Genomic DNA, 23,445 nt, shown 5'->3' with positions numbered 1-23,445 from the left:
GTCGGGCTTAGCCTGACCCTGAGAATACATCTGATAGAAGGAAGAAAGGGGCATTCCTGTGAAAAAAGTGTTGATCATGATAGGTAATATCGCTCTTTATCTCGGGGTCTTTTATGCGCTGCTCTATCTGCTTCGCTCTACTTACAATTACGAAGTGACGCTGTCCTTCGCCAAGTTTCTGGATCGCAATCCAGCCATGTTTATGGCTGTTCTGTTCACGTTGATTACGCTTGTTTATTTGCTCATCTTTCGTATCAAAGGATGGATATGGCCCCATGCGGAAAAAAATCTGTTTCGCGCGTCGGGCTTTAAACGGCTGAAAGCCTCGCGCGTCTTGTTAATGATTGGTTTGGGTCTTGCCGGAAGTTTGTTCAGTATCGGCCTGATCGTCATTGACGATATTGCGCGGCAATTTCCGTCCATTCCCGCGCTTGTCAACGATACGATCAGGGGGGATTCGATCTGGTATGTCATTCTGGGCGCCGGTTTGATCGGCCCGGCATTTGAAGAAATATTGTTCAGGGGTCTCATTTTCAGCGAGCTTCGCAGGGTTATGCCGGTATATGTGGCCCTGGTGCTGCAAGCCGCAGCATACGCCTACTTCCAGCCGAGCCTGGCGCTTTCGGTCATCAGCATCGGTTCGGGCCTGATTTACGGGTCACTGTATCTTCGCACCGGGTCGCTGTGGGCGCCTATTCTGGTACAGAATACGACCATGGGCACAATCTTTCTGTTTAAATACATCGGGTTCTACGAATGGTTTGGCAAGCTGGGCGATGTTTCGCTGTATATTATTACAGCGCTCTGTCTGGCTGCGTTGATTGGAGGTTCCGTCTATGTCTGGCGGACCTCTGGCAGCGGCGGCATCGGCGCACGCGCCGGTCATGCTCTGACGGCTGACACGCCGTCAGCAGCACAAAAGGGGGGCTGACCGCATGAAGTCGTGGGGAATGATGCTGGCTCGCGTGGCTGTTGTTATCGGCCTGTATTTTGCATGGTTTTTTACCGTAACGACATTATTTTTTGATTATGTGTACCCCAAAAGCACGTGGTTTGAACAGAACACGGTAACCGTCATTATTTTGAACGATATGGTGGGTTTGCCGCTCATGCTGCTGGCCTGGAGGCTTATATTCAAAGAAAATCTGTTTAAGGCGGCTAAGTTTCGCGTGATGGGCGGCAAATCAGTAGCGATCGCTTTATGGATCGGGCTTGGAGCTGGCCTGTTTACGGTCGCATTCTCCCGTCTTCCCGCCATTGCATCGGACAAGTACCAGTTCCGCGAATTGTTTGATTACCTGAACCGCGCGGAATGGTATGTATTTCTGGTTTTCCTGATTCTCGGAAATATTTACAAGGAGACGTTGTTCAGAGGCATTCTGATGAATGAGTTCAGACGCGTACTCCCGGTTTGGATCGCAATTGTGATTCAGGGCGTGTTGTATGGGGCGTTGTTCTTTTTCGGAGACATTCCGCTGTCGCTGTACGGTTTTCTCGGCGCGGTTATATTTGCGCTCTTGTATGTCTGGTTTAAATCCATTTGGGCGCCGATTGCCGCGCAAGTCGCCTGTCAGGGCAGCCAATACCTGCTTTGGCATTACGGGCCGGAGACGACGGACGTCACCGTCATGTCGGTTGTGATGGCTGTGGCGGCCGCCATGATTGCGGTTGGCATATTCCTTGCGGTCAAGCATCGCACTTCGATCTCCTCGACGCTGTCTTCCGAGGCGGTGACGCCATTGTGAAGGGACTGCGAATAGCGGGAAATACCGTCTTATATTTGGTCATTTATGCGACGGTCGTGATGCTTGTCAATCAAGTCCTCTACAACTGGGTCGGCGATCCCGGGCTGAAAGAATGGATCAAAGGCAATTCCGGCATTGTGCTGATTGTATCCAATATCATCGTGCTTGCCGTCTACATTCCACTGCTTCGCTGGCAAAAAATTTCGCTGAAGGATTTAGGATTAGTTCCTGCGCGGGCCGGATCTTTGCTGCTTTCCGCCGGGACAGGCGTCTGGCTCGGCTTGTTTATCAGCGCTTTTACCCGTCTTCCGTGGGTAAAAGCGACCTTTCCTCCCATTTCGGATTTGGTCGCTTTTGTCGCTGGCGGCAGCCTGATCATTTTTGTGTTCGGCAGCTTGCTGCTGGGGTCTTTGCTGGAAGAATGGCTTTTCCGAGGAATGCTGTTCCATACGCTGCGTCAACGTCTTTCGGTTCCGTGGACAGTTCTGCTCCAGGCCGTATTGTTCGGAACGGTATTTATGAATGTGACGGTCGGCTCATTTGCGGCGCTAGGTGCGATCGTATACGGCGCCGTTCGCGCCGGGTCGTATTCGCTTTGGGGGTCGCTTGCGGCTCATGTGTGCAGCACAGGCACTTTGTATATCGTGCTGCAATGGGCGGGCGATTGGCAGCTCGGTACGCTTGGATTACTAGCCCTGATCAGCGGACTCGGCATCGCGGCGCATATGTTGCTGCTGCTGCGCGGGATTGGCGGAAGGGCGGACAAAGAACAGGCCGTAAGCAATTCCATTACTAACTAGGAGGTAAGGGCGCCATGTTTCAACTGGATTTGCTGGATACCAAAAAAGACACATCCGGGCGGAAGGGGCGGAGCGGGGGATCCGTCTCCAATGTTTCCCTAAAGGATATTGCGATTGTCGGTATATCCGCTAAGCTGCCGCGCGCGGAATCGCATGAAGCATTCTGGGAGCTTCTGCGGAGTGGTAAAGATCTGGTAGGCGGATTTCCGGATTCCCGCAAGGAGGAATTGAAGCCGTATTTGCGCCGCATGGAGGCGCAATACGGCTCCGTTTCCTTTTTTGACGGGGCGTATATCGAAGATATTTCGGGTTTTGACTATTCTTTTTTCCGGCTTTCGCCCAAGGAAGCCTCGCTGATGAGTCCAGCGCAACGCCTGTTCCTGCAGACGGCCTGGGGAGCGCTTGAGAATGCAGGGTACGGCGGAGCTGCGCTGCATGGTTCGCGCACCGGCGTCTTTATGGGCTATAACGGGGACGCGCTGCATGATTACAAGCGAATCATCGAAGCTTTGGACCCGGATGCCTTGTCCATGGCGGCGCCAGGCAATCTGAGCTCCATGATACCGAGCCGGATTTCGTATTTGCTTAATTTGCGCGGACCGGCGATCAGCGTGGACACCGCCTGCTCCTCCTCACTGGTAGCGGTCCATCTGGCATGTCAATCAATTCGCAGCGGTGAATGTGAGGCGGCGATTGCCGGCAGCGTCAAGATTAACGTGCTGCCACTTGATACCGGTATACGGCTTGGCATCGAGTCAAGCGACAACCGGGCCAGAACATTCGACGACTCGGCAGATGGAACTGGCATTGGCGACGGGGTGATTGCACTGCTGCTTAAGCCGCTGTCGCGTGCGCAGGAGGACGGCGACCCTATATATGCTGTCATCAAAGGCAGCGCGATGAATCAGGACGGCAGCTCGGTCGGCATTACCGCCCCGAACGCCCTCGCTCAGGAGGACGTCATTGTGCGCGCCTGGCAGGATGCGGACATTGATCCCGAAACCTTGACGTATATGGAGGCTCATGGCACGGGAACCCCGCTCGGTGACCCGATCGAAATCGACGGGCTGACGCGCGCCTTCCGGAGATATACCGATAAGCGGCAATTTTGCGCCATCGGCTCGCTGAAAACCAATATCGGCCATCTCGACCATGCCGCCGGCATTGCAGGGCTGCTCAAAGCGATCCTGTTACTTGTCCACAAGCAGCTTCCGCCAACGCTTCATTATCGCTCGCCCAACCGCAACATTCCGTTTGTGGATTCGCCCGTTTATGTCAATGACGAATTGACGCCATGGGAGACGAACGGCGAAGCAAGAAGATGTGGAGTAAGCGCGTTTGGCATGAGCGGGACCAATTGCCATGTTGTGCTGGAGGAGGCTCCTACCGGTACACCATCGGGGCATTCGGACAGAGCGGAGCTGTTCTGCTTGTCAGCGCACAGCATGACGGCGCTGGAGCGACTCGTGCTGCTGATGCGGGACTGGGCTCAGGAGCAACGCGGTGATGAGAACCGCAGCCTAGCCGATCTTTGCTACACCTTGGCCGTTGGGCGGGGAGCCCATCGGTATCGCCTGGCGATTGCGGTAAGCGGCTGGGAGGAGCTTGTCCACACCTTGCATTCCGTTGCCGAAAGCGGCCTTAACGGCCTTGCGCTGCCGAACGTCCTCTTCGGGACAGCCGACTCAGCTCCGGTCGGGAATATGAGACAGCAACCCGGTTCAAATGAACGGGAATTGGAAGCGCTGGAGCTGGGCCAACGTTACGTGGGCGGATACGAGATCGACTGGAAGGCAATCTTTCGGGGACAACGCTGCCATCGGCTGCCGCTTCCGACGTATCCGTTCGATGCTCATCGTTGCTGGGTGGAGGAGACGCGGGCTGGAGCAGCGCTTCATACGCCATTTGCGGCCTGGAGCGAATATAGGCTCGATACGCTTGGTGGAGATATTCCCGAGGAGCTTGAGCAAGAAATGAACGAGACGTTTGCCAGATGGCAAACCGCGCTGGAGCGGAGCGGCGGGATGACAAGTCAGCGCCGCCGTGGTGTTACATTAACCGGGGAGCGCTCTGGCATGGAATGGGAGCAGCATGTCGCAGATGTTTGGGGAGAGCTACTAGGTTATGACGAATTGCCTGCGAATGCCGGGTTTTATGAGCTGGGCGGAGATTCCATTATTGCGCTCAAAATAGTAAACCGGGTCAGCGAGCTTGTGGGCGTCCGCATTCAGGCGGCGGATTTGCTGGGACATGCGGATCTGCCTTCGTTCACAGCACTGATCGAGCAGCGTCTCAGGGAGAGCGGCGCGGTGACAGCGCAAAGAACAAGCGTAGGGCATGATCGACAAGGGGCAGGCGTTGGGATCGGCGAGAAAGAGGCGAACGGCGGGCAAGCGGTAGCCGGCACCATTGACGGGGAAATGGCGGACGGTACTCGTGACGGTCAAGCGGCGGCTGGAGGTGTTGGCGGATCAAGAGTAACCAGGATGCAAGACGGGTCATTGACCGGCCAAGTGTCCGACTCTTTGTTCGGCGATACGCTGGAGCCGATTCCAAAGGCGGCTCCGCAAGAGCATTATCCGGTTTCATCGCCGCAGAAACGTATGTATTTGCAACAGCAGGCGATGCCGGATGATCGCAGCTATAATTTGCCTGAATTGTTGCACTTGGACGGGGTTATTGATGCAGATCGGCTGGAGGCCGTCCTGCAAGCCATTGTAGAGCGTCACGAGACGCTTCGCACCACCTTCCACGTCATCGACGGAGAGATCAGACAGCGTGTTCACGACGCCATTTCTTTCCGCTTGATTCGCATGGAGGCCGATGAAGCGGAAGCGGAGACCATGCTGCAAAGCTTGTTTCGGCCGTTCAGGCTCGATATGGCTCCGCTGCTCCGCGCAGCTTTGCTGACGCTGGGGCCGGAGCGCCATGTGCTGTTTCTTGATATGCATCATATTGCATCCGATGGCATGTCGGCGGGTATTCTTTTGTCCGACCTGATGACTTTATATCAGGGAGGTTCGCTGCCGCCGCTGCCGCTGCAATACAAGGATTATGCGGTATGGCAGGAGAGCAGGCCGCTCTCTGGGAACGCCGAACGGTATTGGCGCGAGCAATGCCGGGGAGACTGGCCGACGCTTGCGCTTCCAACCGATGCCCCGCGGCCGCTCGTCAAAGGCAATCGCGGCGAAACGTTCGACGTCTACGTCGAGGCTGGTTTGACGAAGGCTGTGCGCAGCCTAGCGGCCGAATCGGGCACGACTCCGTTTATGGTGCTGCTATCGGCATATTACACGTTCCTCGCCCACTATACAGGGGCCGAGGACATTGCCGTCGGCACGCCGATTGCTGGACGGAATAGGCGCGTGCTAGAAGCGATCGCGGGCATGTTCACCGGCACGCTGGCGCTGCGCGCTTATCCGCGCGCGGACAAGCCATTCAGAGCTTTTTTGTCCGAAGTGAAAGAGATGGCGACTGGGGCTTACGCCCACGCCGATTATCCATTCGAGGAAATCGCGCAATGGATGGACAGAAGGGATGCCAGCCGGAGTCCGCTGTTTGACACGATGTTCATCATGCAAAACCTGGGTATTCCAAACGCTTCATCTGAGGGGTTGTCGTATCGCCACCAGCGCTTTGAGCATGGAACCGCCAAATACGATTTAATGATTCAGGCTGTGGAGAATGGTGCGGAATTGCGGCTTGTCGTGGAATATAATACCGATTTGTTTCGCCGCGCGACAGCCGAGCGGTTCATGCGGCATTATGTGCAGCTGCTGCGCAGCGTGACGCTCCGTCCCGACGCCACACTAGGCGAAGTGGAGATGCTGACGGAGGAGGAGCGCCTGCACATGCTGGCGTTGGGGAGACGAGAAGCGGACTTTTCGCCGCCGCGCTGTCTGCATGATTGCTTTAAGGAACAGGCGCTGGCCGTTCCCGAACTGCCGGCCGTAGCTTGCGGCGGTGAATCCATGACCTATCGGGAGCTGGATCGCCGTACCGATGCGCTGGCGCGAACCTTGCGCGCCAAAGGTGTGGGACGCAGCAGCGTAATCGGCATCATGGCGGAGCGCTCCATCCCCATGCTGACCGCTATGCTCGCCGTTATGAAAGCCGGAGGCGCTTATCTGCCTGTAGATCCGCATTATCCAGAGGAGCGCATCCGCTATATGCTGGAGGACAGCGGCGCGGAGCTGGTATTCGCGGACGGTGCGCGTTCCGGATCTACGACCGTCGTACCGGCCACCTTGCAGGTGCTGGACATTGCGGATGAGACGCTGTTCTCCGGCGGAGACGATGCCGTCGCCGCATGGCCGCAGGACGCCGCTGATCCGATGTATGTCATCTATACCTCCGGTTCTACGGGTCAGCCGAAGGGCGTCATGGTGCCGCACCGCAGCTTTTACAATTTCGGACATTCGCTCAGGATGTTTTTTGACGGACAATACGGTGAGGGAGACAGATGCCTCAGCCTCACCAATATTTCGTTTGACGTCAGCGTAGCGGAGCTATTTATGCCGCTTATGTTCGGGGCTTGCACGGTACTTTACCCGGAGCCGAAATTGCTTGATCCGCGGCGAATTGCCGAAGTGATTGCGGAAGAGCGGATTACATTCGCTTATTTGCCGCCGTCTTTTCTGAAAGAGGTTGCGCGGCTGCTGGAACAATCGGCTTCCGTGATTACGCTGGACAAAATGCTCGTTGGGGTAGAGCCGATTAAAGACGAAACGCTGGAGCTGTATACGAAGCTTAATCCCGGGATGCGGATTATTAACGGCTACGGCCCGACGGAGGCGACGGTCTGCTCCAATATGTACACATACAAGCCGGGCGCTTATCGCGGCGGCTATGTGCCGATTGGCGGGCCGATGCACAATGTCGAAATTTATATATTCGGCTATGGCGGCCAGCTTGCTCCAATCGGTGCAGCCGGGGAGCTGTATATTGCCGGCAGCGGCCTTGCCGACGGTTATGTGAACAAACCGGATATGACAGCCGAGCGCTTTTTGCCGCATCCGTACAACGAGGGCCGGTTCATGTATCGCACCTGCGATATCGCAAAGTGGCTGCCGGACGGCAACGCTGTGTATGTGGACCGGGCCGATCAGCAGGTAAAAATCAGAGGCGTGCGGATTGAAATGAACGAGGTTCGCTCGCAATTGATTTCCCTTCCCGAGGTGGAGGATGCGGTTGTGGTCGCCCGCGAGCAGGCAAGTGGCGACAAGGAGCTGTGCGCGTATGTGGTCGCTTCGGACAAGCTCCCTTCGCGGGAATGGCGAAGAAAGTTGAAAGACAAGCTGCCGGAAGCGATGATTCCGGCCTATATCGCGGCGATTGACGCGATACCGCTGACGCCGAACGGGAAAGTGGACCGGCGCGCCTTGCCGGAGCCGGAATTCGGACTTCAGGAGCGGGTGGAGCCGGAGCTGCCGCGAGACGGGATGGAAGAGCGCGTCGCCGCCATTTGGCAGGAAGTGCTGGGCGATACGGCCGGGCCAATCGGCATTCACGACGACTTTTTCGAGCACGGCGGCCACTCCTTGAAGGCTGCCGTGCTGGCGGGAAAGCTGCAGCAGGCGACGGGCACCCTGGTTCCACTTAGCCTGATATTCGAGCTTACCTCCATTGCAGAAATAGCCGCCTGGCTGAAGGAGCGGGACGGTGCCGTTGTGGCGGCCGAGCCGATCCCGAAGGCGGAGCGCCGCGACTGGTATCCGATGTCGCGCGCCCAGCGCCGCCAATATATGATGCAAATGCTGGCCGGAGACGCCACCATGTATCATGTGCCGTTCGCGCTCCGCTTGCAGGGCAGGCTGGATGCGGCGCGGCTGGAAGGCGCGTTTACGGCGCTTATCGCGCGCCACGAAAGCTTGCGGACGACCTTCCATATGACAAAGGACGAGTTCAGGCAAATGGTTCATCCGCCGTATGCGTTCAAACTGGAGCTGCTGGACCCTACAGCGTTGTACGGTGCCGAAGCACTGCGGGGAGCAACGCCGGACGGCGCCGAGGTGACGAGGCTGATGGAAGTTTTCCAGCGCTCGTTCCATCTGGACAATCTGCCGCTGCTGCGTGCGGGGCTGCTGCAGCTGAATGAGGAAGATCATTTGCTGCTACTCGATGTTCATCACATTATTACGGACGGCGTATCCTCAGGTTTGCTGGTGAATGAGCTGTCGCAGTTGTATGCCGGACAAGCGCTGCCGGAGCTGCGCGTGCAATACAGCGATTATGCGGTGTGGCAGGAAGCCGGATTTGCAAATGCCGCTTATGCGGAGGATGAGCGGTACTGGATGGAAATCTTCGAAGGCAAGCTTCCTGTGCTGGAGCTGCCGACGGATCGGCCGCGGCCGTCTCTACCGAGCTATAAGGGCCGTCGCCATTCGTTCCGGCTGGACGCGCGGACAACGGCGGAGGCGCGAAAGCTGGCGCGGGAAGCGAAGACGACACTGTATACGGTTCTGCTGGGCGCTTTTGCCGCGATACTGGCCAAATACAGCGGGCAGGCTGAAGTGATTGTGGGCACTCCCGCCGCCGGCAGGGAGCATGCCGATACGCATAGCATGATCGGCATGTTCGTCAACACGCTGGCGCTGCGGACTAGGCCGGCAAGGGACAAGACGGTAAGGGCCTACATGGCGGAGCTGCATAACCATGTCGTAGAGGCGCTTTCGCGCCAGACGTATCCTTTCGAGGAGCTGGTCGAGGGGCTGAAGGCAGATAGCGACAGAAGCCGCAATCCTTTGTTTGACGCCATGTTTGTCTTGCAAAATATGGACCGGGCGGTGATGGAAGCAGGCGGGCTCGTCTTTGGTGTGATGCCATTCGAGACGAGGACAAGCAAATTTGACCTGACTCTGGAAGCGGTGGAACGGGAAGCGGAAATCGAGCTTCAACTGGAATACGCAACGGATTTGTTTCATGAAGAAATCGCGCGCCGTATGGCGGAAAGCTATACCGTACTCGTAAGGGAGATGTGCAGATCTCGTGATCGCACGGTCGGCGAGCTTGAGCTGATGAGTGAAAGCGAGCGGGATCAATTGCTGGCTCTGTTGGCCGGAGGAAGCATGCCGGTACTGGCCGCTAGCAGAGAGGAGGGCAATGGTAGGATGGAAACTCGAGCCGAGAAAGACACGACGGACCAGCAAGGAGATGCGATGACTTCCTCGCAAGCCACGACGGAATGGACGGGGTTTGTCCAGGAGGTGGAGCGCCAGGCGGCGCGCACGCCGGATGCGGCGGCGATTCAATTCGGCACGGAGACGGTGACGTACGCCGAGCTGAACGAACGCGCGAATCGGCTTGCCCATTCCTTGCGGGCGAAGGGTGTGGGGCCTGAGCGCATTGTCGCGCTGATGGCGTCCCGTAGCCCGCTGCTGCTTGTGGCCATTTTGGGGATTCTGAAAGCCGGAGGCGCATATGTTGCCATTGATCCCACTTATCCGAAAGAGAGGATCGACTGGATGCTTGAGGATTGCGGCGAAGCGCTTCTGCTGACGGAAAAAGTATATGCAGGAGTCGTAACGAGAGCCGTTGCCGAGTGGTATCTGGACGATCCGGAGCTGTATGCGGCGGACAGAGGCAATCCGGAGTTAGTCCATAAGCCGGACCATTTGGCGTATGTGCTGTATACGTCGGGCTCGACCGGCCGTCCCAAAGGAGTGATGATCGAGCATCGCGGGCTGGCGCATTTTATCAGCGGCTTCCGAAACCGGATTCCGTTTGAGAAGGGTCAGAGCATCCTGGCGATGGCATCGGCCTCCTTTGATATTTTTGTCGTTGAAAATCTGCTTCCGCTCACACTGGGTATGCGGATTGTACTCGCGAGCGAAGAGGAACGGGGCGACGCCGCCTTGCTGCAAGGCCTGATCGACACGCACGGCATCGATGTGTTGCAAATTACGCCGTCGCGCTTCAAATGGTGGATGAACCAGCGAGGCGAAACGGATGGCTTGCAAAAGCTGCGCATATTGATGATCGGGGCGGAGCCGCTCACGGCCGATGTGCTCGGCAGGCTGCGCGCCGCTACCGGAGCCAGATTGTTTAATTTGTACGGTCCGACGGAGACGACGGTGTGGACCTCAATCCGGGAAGTGACCGAAGGCGAGGAGATTTCGATCGGTACGCCGATCGAAGGTTCCCTCATGATGGTGCTTGACGAAGGACTGAAGCTGCAGCCGACAGGCGTGACGGGCGAAATTTGCATCGGCGGGCCGGGCGTCGGGCGCGGGTATCTCAGCCATCCCGAATGGGATGTCGCTTTTGTGCCGAATCCGTATGCGCCGGGCGAACGCATGTATCGCACGGGCGACCTTGGGCGCAGGCTTGAAAATGGCGAGTTCGCCTACGCGGGACGCCGCGATTTCCAGGTAAAAATCAGGGGCCACCGGATTGAAATTGGTGAAATTGAACAGCTGCTGCTTCGCCATGAGCAGGTGAAGGAAACGATCGTTACCGCATTTGAGGAAGAGGATGGGGAATATGCGCTTTGCGCGTATGTCGTCATGTTGAACGTCGCGGCATCGGATGCGGAGCCGGACGGCGCCGCGCCATCCGGCCGATTGACCGTGCAGCTGCGCGAATATCTTGGGGACAAGCTGCCTTCTTATATGGTTCCGGCCTTCATGGTCGTTCTGGATGCGATTCCGCTTACGCCAACGGGCAAAATCGACAGAAGGTCGCTGCCGAAGCCGGGACCGGCCGACGCTGGCATACGCGAGCTTGTTCCGCTGTCGACGGATACCGAGCGCAAGCTGGCGGAGATTTGGAAGGAACTGCTCGGTACGGATGCGATCAGCGCCAAGGACAGCTTTTTCGATCTTGGCGGCCATTCCCTGAAGGCGGCGGGCATGATCAGCCGCATTGCGGAACGCTTTGGCATCCAAATGCCGCTGCGTGATATTTTTATGAACCCTACGCTTGAAGGTTTAGCGGCCCATCTGGACACTAGCGGAACCGTGGCGGCCGCACACATTCCGAAGCAGCCGGAGCGCGAGCATTACCCGATGTCGAGGGCGCAGCGCCGCCAGTTTATGATGGGGCTGATCTCGGGCGAGGCAACGACGTACCATGTGCCGTTCGCCGTGCATATGCAAGGCAAGCTCGATGTGGAGCGGCTGGAGGAAGCTTTCCTTGCGATAATACGCCGCCATGAATCGCTCCGAACGACGTTCCATCACGAGGAGGACGAGTTCCGCCAGCGCGTGCATGCGGAGCCGGTATTTACGCTGGAGAAGGGTGCCAGGCTGAGAATGGCGGCGGGCAAGCTGCTCGCGGAAGGCGGAGACGAAGGATTATTCGGCGGCATCAGCGCGCTGATGGAGCGCTTTATCCGTCCGTTCGATCTCGGCAGCCTCCCGCTGTTCCGTGCCGGATTGATTCCGCTTGGCGAGGAGCGCCATTTGCTGCTGCTGGACTTGCATCATATTATTACCGACGGCGTTTCCGCCAGCGTCCTGCTGCAGGAACTGACCACTTTGTACGGCGGCGGCGAGCTGCCAGAGCTGGATATCCAGTACCGGGATTACACGGTATGGCAAGAAGAACAAATCGGCAGCGAGGCCTATATGGGGCATGAGCGCTACTGGCTGGAGGCGTTCGAAGGGGAACTGCCAACGCTGGAGCTCAAGACTTCCTTGCCAAGACCGGAACTGCAAATCTTCAAGGGCAGTCTGATCAACTTCAGACTGGATGAGGAGCTGACGCTCCAGATCAAGGCGTTTGCGCGCGAGCGCGGCACGACGTTGTACACCGTTCTGCTCGGAGCTTATGCGATGCTGCTGAGTAAATGGAGCGGTGACGAGGATATCATTATCGGCACACCGGTAGCAGGCCGCAATCATGCGCAGCTGGAAGGGCTGATCGGGATGTTCGTCAATACGGTCGCGATTCGCAGCTTCCCGGAATCGTACCGGACCGTTGGCGACTATTTGACCGAGCTGCATGAGGATGTGCTGCGGGCGCTGGAACACCAGAATTACCCGTTTGAGGATTTGGTGCAAAAGCTGGGAATCGAACAGGACCGCAGCCGCAACCCGCTGTTCGATACGATGTTTATTTTGCAAAATATCGATCGCGTCGCTTACCGTTCGGGCGGCATTGAATTCGATCCCAAGGAATTCGATCCGGGCGTCAGCAAATTCGATTTGACGCTTGAAGCGGCGGAGCGGGACGGCAAGATCGGCTTTACGCTGGAATATGCGACAAGTCTTTTCCGCGAAGAAAATGCCTGGGCGCTGGCGGATGATTATACGGCGATCATACACGCGCTGGTCGAAGACGGAGCAAAGAAAAAAATCAGTGCTGTGCTTGCGGCAAGCAAGCTTGCTTGAACCAAAATTCTGAGCCTAAGGGGGCGCGAACGATGAAGCTGTCGATGAAAAGGAAACCGTTTAACGAGTTTTGGATGAACTGCATGCTGAACCAGGCCTTTTCCATAGCGGTGTCCGAGGATCCCAGCTACAGGGATGCGGCGTATTTGAACATTTACCGGTACTTTCCTTGGGAGGCCGCAACCGACAAAGACTTCCGCTATCCGACTATTGACACGCTGTATTATATGGACGATCCGGCCAGATTCCCGCTGTCGCAGGTGATCCGCTATATCGAGCCCGGTCATTTCCGCAGCATGGAGACGGTGCCGGATGAAATCAGGGCGATGCTGGAAGGCGGACGCAACTTGAGCGTAAACGTCGATTTGTATGACTGGCTGCCGGGCAGTATGGCCTGGAAAAGGTTCCATTGGTATCATTATTCGCTGTTTAACGGATACGACAAGGAGCGCGGCGTCTTCTACGTCATTGACGATACGCTTGCCGGCTACGAGGAGCACGAGGTGCCGGAGGAAAGGCTGCTCAAGGCGTACGGCAACTCGGAATACAACGTGAACCCGAGCTATTTGGGGCCTGCCTTCTACGTATACAACTTGCAGGAAAAAATTCAGCCCTACGAGTTGAAGCTGACTGAAGTGGTGGAAAATGCGGAGCGGCTGGCAAGGGAGCTTGGCGAGTTCTCCATAGAGGGCATGTGGAATGTAGATTCCGACCCGGAGAAGAAGCAAGCTCATTTGACCTATGGCCTTGTCGGCGTCAACATCATTTGCAACCGGCATATCGCCAACACGTCGCTGCTCCGCTCCATGCGGGAGAAGGGGCTGATCGGCGAAGCGCTGCATGAGTCGCTGTCCGGTCAGCTTGGCGCAGTGAGGGACGGATGGGATCTAGTGAAGGACCGCTTTGTGACGGGGGACTTCGAACGCGGCAGAGAGCTGGCGCTCGCGGACGATTTGTTCGCGAAGGAAAAAACGTTCTGGACCACGCTTGTCGCCGGCGCGTAATGGCCGTTTGCGTCAACATGTTACCCGGGAGGCGGGCGTTATGACGATATCTTTAATTTGTTTGCCATATGCAGGGGGCTCCGCTCAAGTGTACAAACGCTGGACGAACCGGCTGCATCCTGACGTGCGTCTGGTGCCGGCCGAACTGGCGGGCAGGGGAAGCCGCATGGACGAGCCGTTCTATGCGGACGCGGCGGAGGCCGTGCGGGATTTGCTGCCGCGGGTAAGGGAGACGGCGCTTGGCTCCGACTCCTATGCTTTATTCGGTCACAGCATGGGCAGCCTGCTTGGGTATGAGGTGCTGCATGCGCTGCGGGAAGAAGGATTCCCGCTGCCAGTTGCAGTCTTCCTCTCCGGCAGAGGGGCGCCGCATTGCGAGCAGAAGGAGGCTCGCCGGACCTATCTGCTTCCGGATGACGAGTTTCTCGAGGAAGTGAAGCGGCTCGGCGGCATGCCGGACGAGCTGTTCCGGCATCGGGAGCTGCTGGATATGTTTATGCCGATCCTAAGAGCCGACTTCAAGCTTGTCGGCGAATACGAGCATCGGATGCGGCCGCCGCTGCCGCTCCGGCTCACCATTTTGAGCGGTAAAGATGACGGCTGCGTCAAAGGCCCGCTCGGCGAATGGGAGCGGTATGCGACGGGAGGCTGCGAGCTGATGCTGTTTGAAGGCGGACATTTTTTCCTGCATGAGTGGGAATCCGATGTTGTAGCGGTGATTAACAAAAAGCTGACCGAGGCGCCTGCCCCGATCTGACCCGTAAGGAGCGTGATGGAAGATGCTGAACAAACATGCGATATGGTTTCCCGGTCAGGGATCGCAGCGCGTCGGGATGGGAAAAATGCTGAGCGAGCGGTATCCGGTTGTCAAAGGGACGATGGAGGAAGCGAACGAAGCGCTGGGCATGCGCCTTGACAGCCTGATGTATGAAGGCTCGACAACGGAGATGACGAGGACGGACAATGCCCAACCCGCTATTCTTGCGCTTGGTGTGGCAATGTACCGCGTCTACAGTCGTGAATGGGGATACCAGCCTGCGATGGCAGCTGGCCACAGCCTGGGCGAGATTACCGCTTTAACCTGCGCGGGAGCCATAACGTTCCCGGATGCGCTCAGGCTCGTACGCCGCCGCGGCGAGTTGATGCAAGGGGCCGCCGCTGCGGGGATCGGCACAATGGCCGCCGTGAACGGACCGAGTCCTGATGTTGTCGCCAAAGTATGCTTGGAAATCAGCGCAGGCTGCACGGACGGAAGCCGTATGGTTGTGGTATCGAATATGAATTCAGAGCGGCAAACGGTGATTTCGGGCCACAAAGAGGCTGTCCATGAAGCGTCCGAAAGACTGTCCGCCCATGGGGCCGCAGTCATTCCGCTGCAGGTAAGCGCGCCGTTCCATAGTCCGCTGATGGCGCCGGCGGCGGCGCAATTTGCCGAAGTGCTTAGCGGCGTCCCGTTTGGAAAAATGGACTTTCCCGTAGTTTCCTCCTTGACGGGTCTGCCTTACGGGAATACGGCGGAGATCGCGGGTATGCTGACCAGGGGATTGACGGACCCTGTCAATTGGCCGGCTGTCCTTGCCTTTCAGAAAAGTATTGGCGTTGCCTCTGCCGTAGAACTGGGTCCGGGCAATGTATTGAAACGGCTGGCGCCAGCGGACGGACTGCGCGTATTCGCTTTTGACGACAAGGAGGATGAAGCGCATCTGGTTGCCGCAAGCCGGCAAACGGACGCTTATTCGATTGATCTGCTGAATCGTTGTCTGGCTATCGCCACTTGCGTCCGCAACCGCAACTGGAACGCGGCTGAATATGAACAAGGCGTCGTTTCGCCTTACCGCGGCGTGCAGCAGTTGGTTGATCGGCTGCGGGAGACGGGAGAGCAAGTGGCGGAAGCGCATGTTCGGCAAGCGCTGGCGATGCTGGAATCGGTGTTTCGCACCAAAGGCACGCCAGCCGAAGAGCAGGAACGGCGGCTTGCAAGACTGCAGGGTGAGTTCGGTCTGCGCGGCTTGCCAGGCGTTTCTCCTGCCGACCGGCCATACGTGGGCAGTCCATTATAGTGCGTGTTCAAAAAGGTCGGTTTTCAGCACCGAGAAGGTTGGATAAAGCTAGGGTCAGAGGAGCGGAACGTACGTAGTGGGTACGTGAGCACCGGAAGGCCCGGCTGAATTCAAGATTCGATGTCGAATATGCTTTCAGTGTTACTTCGTGTTAGATATAGGATTTATAAGTTATCAACGGAGTTGATGAATTTCTATATCGCAAGAAAACCTACCTCTGAATCGCGGTCGCTCAGCCTTGAATTTGCCTCGATTGGTTTTCTTATCAAAAGCGGACTTTTTGAACAACCTCTTATTAGGAAGGAGCGGGGGCATGGGTATCCGGCTGGACAATGACGAGTTGGATCAAGATGGAGTCAAGCGCCCGGAAGAGCTGCCGTCTCCCGTGGAGATTTTGCAGGCATTGATCCGCTTTAATACAACAAATCCGCCGGGTGAGGAAGCCGCATGCATCATGTATATCCGGCAACTGCTTGAGGATACGGGCATTGAGACGCGGATCTGTTCGCTTGATCCGGCCCGGCCCAATCTGCTGGCCAGGATAAAGGGGAGCGGGGAGGCACCGCCGCTGCTGCTGTACGGGCATGTCGACGTCGTTGGCACAGGGAAGCAAGACTGGAGCCGCGACCCGTTCGGGGGCAACATCGAGGGCGGCTTCGTCTGGGGGCGGGGCGCTCTTGATATGAAAGGCGGCCTGGCGATGCTCGTATCGGCTTTCCTCCTCGCGCATGTACGCAAGCTGCCGCTGCGTGGCGATCTCATTCTGGCGATTGTCAGCGACGAGGAAGCAGGGGGCGAATACGGGGCTTCCTTCCTGGTAGAGCGGCATGCCGATTATTTTGCGGGCGTCAAGTATGCGCTCGGCGAATTCGGCGGCTTCTCGTTTCATGCGCTGGGAAAAACCTTTTATCCGATTATGGTGGCGGAGAAGCAGCTCTGTTGGCTCAAAGCGACGATTCGAGGAGATGGTGGCCACGGCTCCATGGGCAATCCGGGAGCCGACTGTATGGCGCAATTGGGGAACATGCTTCAATCGCTTAGCAGGAATAAGCTGCCGATACGTGTGACACCAGCGGCGCGGTTGATGATTGAAGGCATGGCCGCCGCACTGCCGCTGCTGCCGGCGCTGCTGCTGAGAGGGTTGCTGCGTCCCCGGCTGTGCGGCCTCATCCTGAAGCTGCTGGGGGAAAAGGGAGGGACGTTCGCCCCTCTTCTGCGTAATACGATCAGCGCGACCGTTGTTCGCGGCGGCGAGAAAATCAACGTTCATCCAAGCGAAATTACGGTTGAGCTGGACGGCCGAACGCTGCCGGGCGTCACTCCGCAGCAATTTATGGACGAGCTGCGCCGATTCGCGATTCATGATTCGATCGAGCTGGAGGTGCTGCGTCATGACCCATGCGCCGAAGCTCCCGACATGGGGATGTTCGGGTTGCTGTCCGACGTGCTGAAAGAAGCGGATAAGGAGGCCGTTCCGGTGCCGATGCTGCTGCCCGGAGGAACGGACGGAAGATGGTTTGCGAGGCTCGGCATCCAAACCTACGGTTTCCTGCCAATGCCGCTGCCCAAGGACATGCAGTTTACCAAACTGATTCATGCGGCTGATGAACGCATTCCTGTAGAAGCGGTCGGGTTCGGCACGGATGCGATTTACCGGGTGCTGGAACGGTACGGAGCGATGCCATGATGCCTTTTAAAACGTTTTGAATATTCGCATATTTACAATTTTATTAGCGCTTGAAATGCAAATGGCCATTTCAAGCGCTTTTTTTGCATAGCTTTTCAAGATTGTGAGCATGGACACATCGTTATTTCTATGAGTTGCCAACAACAGCTTTTGCACGATTGGAGTTATAGATGATGGCAAAGGATTCAACGTTGAAGAATGTTCACAAAAAAGTTTAGTTTTATCTATTGAAAATAGCTATGTAGAGGATAAACTTAAGGGAGCATGCAATTTGAATCTACAGCGTGTGAAACAAACGTTTCATTCACGTTTAAAATGTAATAGAGGACTACAAAGGCGTAGTCTAACTAAAGCAAAGAGGCTTAAGGTTATAGCATTCCTACTTGTTAGGAAGCGGTATAACTTTAGGCCTTTTTGTGTTTATTCTCTGGTATGGGAGATGAGGAAATGGCAAAAATTTGTTTCACACCTCTTTTAGTCGAGAACAGAATCGATGTTCAAAAGTGTATCACGGCTGTAATGGTTGCTATGCTCATTGCAAGTAAAATGGTTCCAAAAAACTGCACCTAAGAAGTAGAGGAGGGTACCCATGAGTATCGATAAAAAGATGATTGAAGAGATGGTTCGTAAAGTCATCATGGAAAAAGTAGGGACTGATGCTATTGAACAGAACGTTCATAGAGGTCCTGGAGGGATTACTTCTATTAAAGTGCCAAATATGAAAGTAACAGAAGAGGATCGTCTCGATACAGGCAACCCTAATGATATCGTCTATTGTAAAGATCTTTTTTCGCTAAAGGAAAGTCCAAGACTTGGCTGCGGTATCATGGAGATGAAAAAAACAACCTTTGACTGGACACTTAACTACGATGAAATTGATTATGTGATTGAGGGACATCTGGACGTTATCATCGATGGTACAAAGGTGTCAGTTGGACCAGGAGAAGTGATCCTGATTCCAAATGGAAGCAGGATTCAATTTTCTGTGCCAGAATATGCACGATTTATTTATGTAACATATCCGGCTAACTGGGCAGAACAAGCGTAACATTCTAATTTCTACTCGCCGGAGAAATCCGAAACCCAAACCGCCGCAACAGTAATGTACGTATACTCCGGGCTCCATGGAACCGGGGCTTTAGCGATGCCCCGGTTCCAATTTCGAGCGGACTAGCTGCCAGAATAATTCCCGACCGGCGGGCAGGATCTCCTGATACAACTAAAGGTTTATTCTTGTATTCTGCGGGATGATGTCTAATGAGACCAATGTGACCACATTACGAACAGTACTAAAGCCTGATTCTCTGGGCTTTTTTTATACCTATTGTAGGATTTTGACACAAAATTGGGTGCATTGTGGAGGACCTTTGTCGATTAGGTGTTTCAACGAAGAAGGTTATCAACCTGAGCCACGACATTCGAATTTATTTACTAACAAAGCAGAAGCTTATAACGAGGTCACGTCCTATATTGATTCCTATAACGAGCGTCGTATTCACTCAAGTATCGGAGTATCAACCATCACATCTCTTTGGTGATCAACTTCGAGTCTATTGCACTTACAGCAAATCGTATTTTTTAAGCTATTCTCGGTCCTCCGTATCTATTTTTCAATCTAACATCTTGTTTAATGAAACATAACTACATCTTTCACGTATATCCCTTTAGTTCTATATTTTAACAGAGAAAACGATAGAGGAACCTATAGACTATCGTAGAGGTCACGTGTATGTCGGTTTTGAAAAAACGAAAGTGGATTTTATGGTTGTCAGCTTTAGTCTTTATCGTTGCAGTTCCAATATCAATTTTCATGCAAATAATCATTCATTCTAATGTACCAGAACTTGCAGAAGGAAGCATTGAGCAGCGTTATGCACAGCAAGGAAGCTATCATGTAAAGGTAGAAGAAGTTAAGAGTACGAGTGGTGAGGCTTTATTTAGAATTTACTACCCAGCATTTCAAGGAGACGAATCCTATCCTGTTATTTCTTGGGGGAATGGAACAGATGCCACGCCAGATCGTTATGATGAGCTCTTAACTCATCTTGCTAGCTGGGGATTCATTGTAATAGATTCCTATAGCAAGACAACAGGAACAGGCCAAGAAATTGTGGAGGCTATTGATTATTTAAAAAATGAAAACCAACTAGCAAACAGCTTGTTTTATCAAAAAATACAAATGGAGCATATTGGTGTAGCTGGACATTCTCAAGGGTCTACTGGGGTTATCAATGCTCATACCAACTATAAAAGTGGATCGTTGATTAAGACGGTTGTATCCATCGCTCTCCCGGATTTGAAGCATTGTGATCCAGAAGATATGTACGATACAGCACGTATTACCGTTCCTTTCTTCATTATGGGCGGTACACGAGATTTTCTAATCTCACCGGTATCAACGAATCAATTAGCCTTGCATAGTACTAACGCAAGCACGCCTGTTATGATGGGGATGGCAAAAGGTGCAGCTCATACAGCGATTGAAGGTAATGGTGGCAATCATAGGGGTTACTTGACGGCTTGGATGAGATATCGGCTGTATGATGATCAGGAAGCCATGAAGGCATTTCATGGGGATTCTTCCGAGATGATGAATAATACAAATTGGCTGGACGTTATACAAGCAAATATGGATGATAAACAATTCGTGCAATAACAAAAGAACGGCATTTTTTCCGTTCTTTTGTTGATGTAGTCATTGAACTAACGGAGGCGATAGTTTAATTGATTTAGGCTGAAGCGACAAATGTCGGAGGACAAGAAAATTACTGAGAGACAAGAACATAAGCCGATTACCAATTAGATAAGTATTTTAGTCATGCCTTTGCAACACACGCGGTGCAGACTGAGAAGTTACCATTAGATATCGTTAAAGAACTTGTAGTCCACCATCAAATACTAATCGTATGGAAAAGAGTCTAGATAAACAATATACTAGCTATAAAGTTATTTGTTGAGGTGAATATCAAATGGATGAAGTCGATGAATCAAAACAAATTGTATTACAAATCGGCGGTGCCTTGAAAAAGTACAGAAAAGAAAAAAACATGAGTTTAGACGACTTAGCGGAATTAACGGGCGTAAGCAAACTTACTCTGGGAAATATCGAACGTGGCGATACAAATCCAACTTTGGCGATTATATGGAAAATTTCAAAAGGCATATCTTTACCGTTATTGGCTTTGTTCAAATCAGAAGACCCTGTTAGTTTGTATCGAGCAGGCGAAGGACTGCGGTTTTCTAATGATCAAAAAAATTGGATCATTGAACCAGTCTTTAAAAACGCAAGCAGCGATATTGAAATGTGTCGGGCTTACTTACAGCCAAAAAGCTCGTATCACCCTGAAGGTCATCATGTGAATACAACTGAAATTGCGACAGTAATGACGGGTTCCATTGAAATTCAAGTCAATGGAGAGATTTACACATTGAATCAATATGATACGATCAGTTTTCGTGCAGATTCTCCTCACTCTTATACGAATCATACGAATAGTGAAACAGTGCTCCATATATCCTTAAAATATGGTTTCTAAAAGTCGAAAATTCCACTTATTCAATACAACTCCGAATTCCATGACGGGAATTCAGAGTTGTATTTTTGTTTTTAGATGAGAACAAGTATGTTATGAAATACTTCTTGTTTAAAATAGTATATTGTAATATACTTTTATTGTTCGCGCGGATGTTATAGCATAGTTTTTTCAATCAGCAGGAAAGAAATAATATGTCTGAATTTAAGAAGGAGAAATGAAGAATGCCGAACAAACAAAATAAAAAAGACGTACCATCCTCTATAGGGCTGATCATTCTCGGCATTATTGTTATTGCAGCTAATTTACGTACTCCCTTAACCTCAGTTGGTCCTTTAGTGAGTCTCATAAGGGATGACGTTCATATTTCAAATACATTAGCAGGCCTGATCACAACGGTACCCTTGCTTGCCTTTGCTTTATTATCGCCTCTAGTACCAAAGTTAGGACGAAGGTATGGGGTCGAGCGTATCATTTTGATTGCCCTAATCTTTCTGACTGTTGGTATTGTAATACGATCTTTATCTGGCGCAGTTAATCTGTTTATTGGGACAGCAGTTCTTGGATTCGCAATTGCCATTTGTAATGTATTATTGCCCAGTATAATTAAAAGGGATTTCCCAAATAAAATTGGCTCCATGACAGGAGTTTACTCCATTTCAATGAATTTATGTGGAGCAATCGCATCGGGAATCAGTGTACCGCTAGCCATGAACGCAGGGCTAAAATGGCAGGGAGCATTGGGAATATGGGGGATTCTAAGCTTTGTATCGATCCTCTGTTGGTTACCCCAATTAAGAAATCAAACGAAACAAACAGCCAAGACGAGTCAACAGATGGTCAGCAACGATGTGAATGTTTGGCGATCCCCGCTTGCCTGGCAAGTAACCTTGTTTATGGGTATACAGTCCATGGTTTTCTATGTGCTGATCGCATGGTTGCCTGAAATTTTAAAGCAGCAAGGAATTGACTCCAATCAATCAGGATGGTACCTCTCGATCATGCAGTTAGCTATGCTTCCATTTACCTTTATTGTCCCCGTTATTGCTGGACGTATGTCTAGCCAACGTTTGTTAGTGGTCATCACAACCATCTTGCTTTTGACGGGGACGCTCGGACTTCTTTACGGCAGTTCCAATGTCATTCTGTTGTGGATCATCATACTCGGAATTGGTGGAGGTTTCGCCTTTAGCTTGGCCATGATGTTTTTCGGGTTACGTACTGAAAATGCGCACCAAGCAGCGGAACTGTCTGGCATGGCGCAATCGATCGGATATCTTCTTGCCGCAATCGGTCCTGCCCTTATAGGATACCTGCATGATGCGACAAATAGTTGGAACCTGCCACTTTTCATTCTGCTTGGCGCTTCGGTTTTACTCTTTTTAGTCGGTATAGGAGCAGCAAGAAACCGTTTTGTAGGCAGCCGAAATAGCTACGAGCTGCTACGGAAAGGACGATAAATATGTTTGATAAAATTATTGTGGCCATTGATAAAGCTGAAATAACGAACAAACTCCTCGATGCAACCATTGAAATAGCCCGAAACAAACAAACTCAAGTTACCTTGGTTAATGTCAGCCAGGAATATGTGTCGAATGGCATGACATATGTACCAGAGAATTTCTTGGAAGAAATATTGAACGAAATGGAGAAAGCGAGTTTGGAACAGCTGCAACAAGCCAAATCTAAATTAAAATCTGCAGGGATTAATCCGGAAACCGTTCATCTTAAGGGAGATCCTGCACATGAAATATTAAATTATGCAAGGGATACCGAGCAGCAACTTATTATTATCGGAAGCCGTGGGCTAAGGGGCATAAAAGAAATGATGCTAGGAAGTGTCAGCCACAAGGTTTCGCAGCTATCAAGTTGCCCAGTCCTCATTGTACATTAACTCCTTCGGGAACTGCAGAAATGATGCATTGTTATACTAACGGAGAACGTTATAGATGAATCATACAGCGGCATTCTAGGATATTTGTGTCCTACAATGCCGCTGTTTCTGTATCCCTTTAGCTGCTCAAATGCTGACGCTGAAGATCACGGGAGGGAGGACCTGTCACTACACGGTGCTCCAGAACGATCACCGCCGTCCGGGCGCGCTCGATGCTCTGAAAAAAGCGTTCGTGTCTTCCGTGCGCCGAAGTACGTTCCCGGGATCCGATCCAAAGGCTACCGGAAGAGACGATCACCGCCGTCCGGGAAACCCAGCGTGACCTGCGTCATCGCGCACCAAAAGCTCCGGTGAAACGCTCGCCATCAGCAGGATGCCACCTTGAACTCTT

At 53.2% G+C, this 23,445-nt stretch carries 13 protein-coding genes and 1 pseudogene; 13 read left to right on the top strand and 1 reads right to left on the bottom strand.

What is annotated here, in order from left to right; all coding sequences use genetic code 11:
• Positions 1–58: 58 nt before the first annotated feature.
• From ACOZB4_RS02740 to ACOZB4_RS02700, 9 genes are all read left to right on the top strand, one after another.
• Positions 59–931: a CPBP family intramembrane glutamic endopeptidase gene (locus tag ACOZB4_RS02740; protein ID WP_379406141.1), complete on the top strand. Its 873-nt coding sequence runs from the start codon at positions 59–61 to the stop codon at positions 929–931.
• A gap of 4 nt (positions 932–935) precedes the next feature.
• The gene (locus ACOZB4_RS02735) at positions 936–1,745 is read left to right on the top strand and encodes a CPBP family intramembrane glutamic endopeptidase (RefSeq protein ID WP_379406142.1); all 810 of its coding nucleotides are present in this window, start codon (positions 936–938) and stop codon (positions 1,743–1,745) included.
• On the top strand, positions 1,742–2,545 hold the full coding sequence (locus ACOZB4_RS02730) for a type II CAAX prenyl endopeptidase Rce1 family protein (protein WP_379406143.1): 804 nt from the start codon (positions 1,742–1,744) through the stop codon (positions 2,543–2,545). Before ACOZB4_RS02735 ends, ACOZB4_RS02730 begins: the two co-directional genes overlap by 4 nt.
• 14 nt (positions 2,546–2,559) lie before the next feature.
• Entirely contained in the window at positions 2,560–12,876 is a 10,317-nt protein-coding gene (locus ACOZB4_RS02725; RefSeq protein ID WP_422759464.1) for an amino acid adenylation domain-containing protein, read from the top strand.
• Between the two features lie 32 nt (positions 12,877–12,908).
• Positions 12,909–13,880, top strand: a complete 972-nt coding sequence (locus tag ACOZB4_RS02720) for a hypothetical protein (protein ID WP_379415135.1) — start codon at positions 12,909–12,911, stop codon at positions 13,878–13,880.
• Between the two features lie 40 nt (positions 13,881–13,920).
• On the top strand, positions 13,921–14,637 hold the full coding sequence (locus ACOZB4_RS02715) for a thioesterase II family protein (RefSeq protein WP_379415137.1): 717 nt from the start codon (positions 13,921–13,923) through the stop codon (positions 14,635–14,637).
• Positions 14,638–14,659: 22 nt separating this feature from the next.
• Entirely contained in the window at positions 14,660–15,940 is a 1,281-nt protein-coding gene (gene fabD, locus ACOZB4_RS02710) for an ACP S-malonyltransferase (protein ID WP_379415139.1), read from the top strand.
• Positions 15,941–16,253: 313 nt separating this feature from the next.
• Positions 16,254–17,627, top strand: a complete 1,374-nt coding sequence (locus ACOZB4_RS02705; protein WP_379415142.1) for a M20/M25/M40 family metallo-hydrolase — start codon at positions 16,254–16,256, stop codon at positions 17,625–17,627.
• A 589-nt stretch (positions 17,628–18,216) separates the two neighbouring features.
• Positions 18,217–18,675 (top strand): cupin domain-containing protein, encoded by a 459-nt coding sequence (locus ACOZB4_RS02700; RefSeq protein ID WP_379415144.1) that lies wholly within the window; start codon positions 18,217–18,219, stop codon positions 18,673–18,675.
• A gap of 82 nt (positions 18,676–18,757) precedes the next feature.
• On the opposite strand, the pseudogene ACOZB4_RS02695 reads toward ACOZB4_RS02700, so the two are convergent.
• Positions 18,758–18,868: pseudogene (locus ACOZB4_RS02695) on the bottom strand (DNA polymerase IV); the annotation flags it as partial.
• Positions 18,869–19,356: 488 nt separating this feature from the next.
• Here ACOZB4_RS02695 and ACOZB4_RS02690 point away from each other — a divergent pair.
• The 4 genes from ACOZB4_RS02690 (at position 19,357) to ACOZB4_RS02675 (ending at position 23,054) form a co-directional block, all read left to right on the top strand.
• The gene (locus ACOZB4_RS02690; protein WP_379415147.1) at positions 19,357–20,283 is read left to right on the top strand and encodes a chlorophyllase/cutinase-like alpha/beta fold protein; all 927 of its coding nucleotides are present in this window, start codon (positions 19,357–19,359) and stop codon (positions 20,281–20,283) included.
• Between the two features lie 313 nt (positions 20,284–20,596).
• Positions 20,597–21,163 (top strand): helix-turn-helix domain-containing protein, encoded by a 567-nt coding sequence (locus tag ACOZB4_RS02685; RefSeq protein ID WP_379415150.1) that lies wholly within the window; start codon positions 20,597–20,599, stop codon positions 21,161–21,163.
• 221 nt (positions 21,164–21,384) lie between these two features.
• Positions 21,385–22,620 carry a CynX/NimT family MFS transporter gene (locus ACOZB4_RS02680; protein WP_379415152.1) on the top strand — a complete coding sequence of 412 codons (1,236 nt, stop codon included), beginning with the start codon at positions 21,385–21,387 and terminating at the stop codon, positions 22,618–22,620.
• A 2-nt stretch (positions 22,621–22,622) separates the two neighbouring features.
• Entirely contained in the window at positions 22,623–23,054 is a 432-nt protein-coding gene (locus ACOZB4_RS02675) for a universal stress protein (protein WP_076321397.1), read from the top strand.
• Positions 23,055–23,445: the final 391 nt, after the last annotated feature.

This window comes from Paenibacillus sp. NPDC058898 (assembly GCF_049316025.1).
Lineage (GTDB): Bacteria > Bacillota > Bacilli > Paenibacillales > Paenibacillaceae > Paenibacillus_AQ.
The sequence above is the reverse complement of the archived record's forward strand: the minus strand, read 5'-3'. Positions and strand labels throughout refer to the sequence as shown.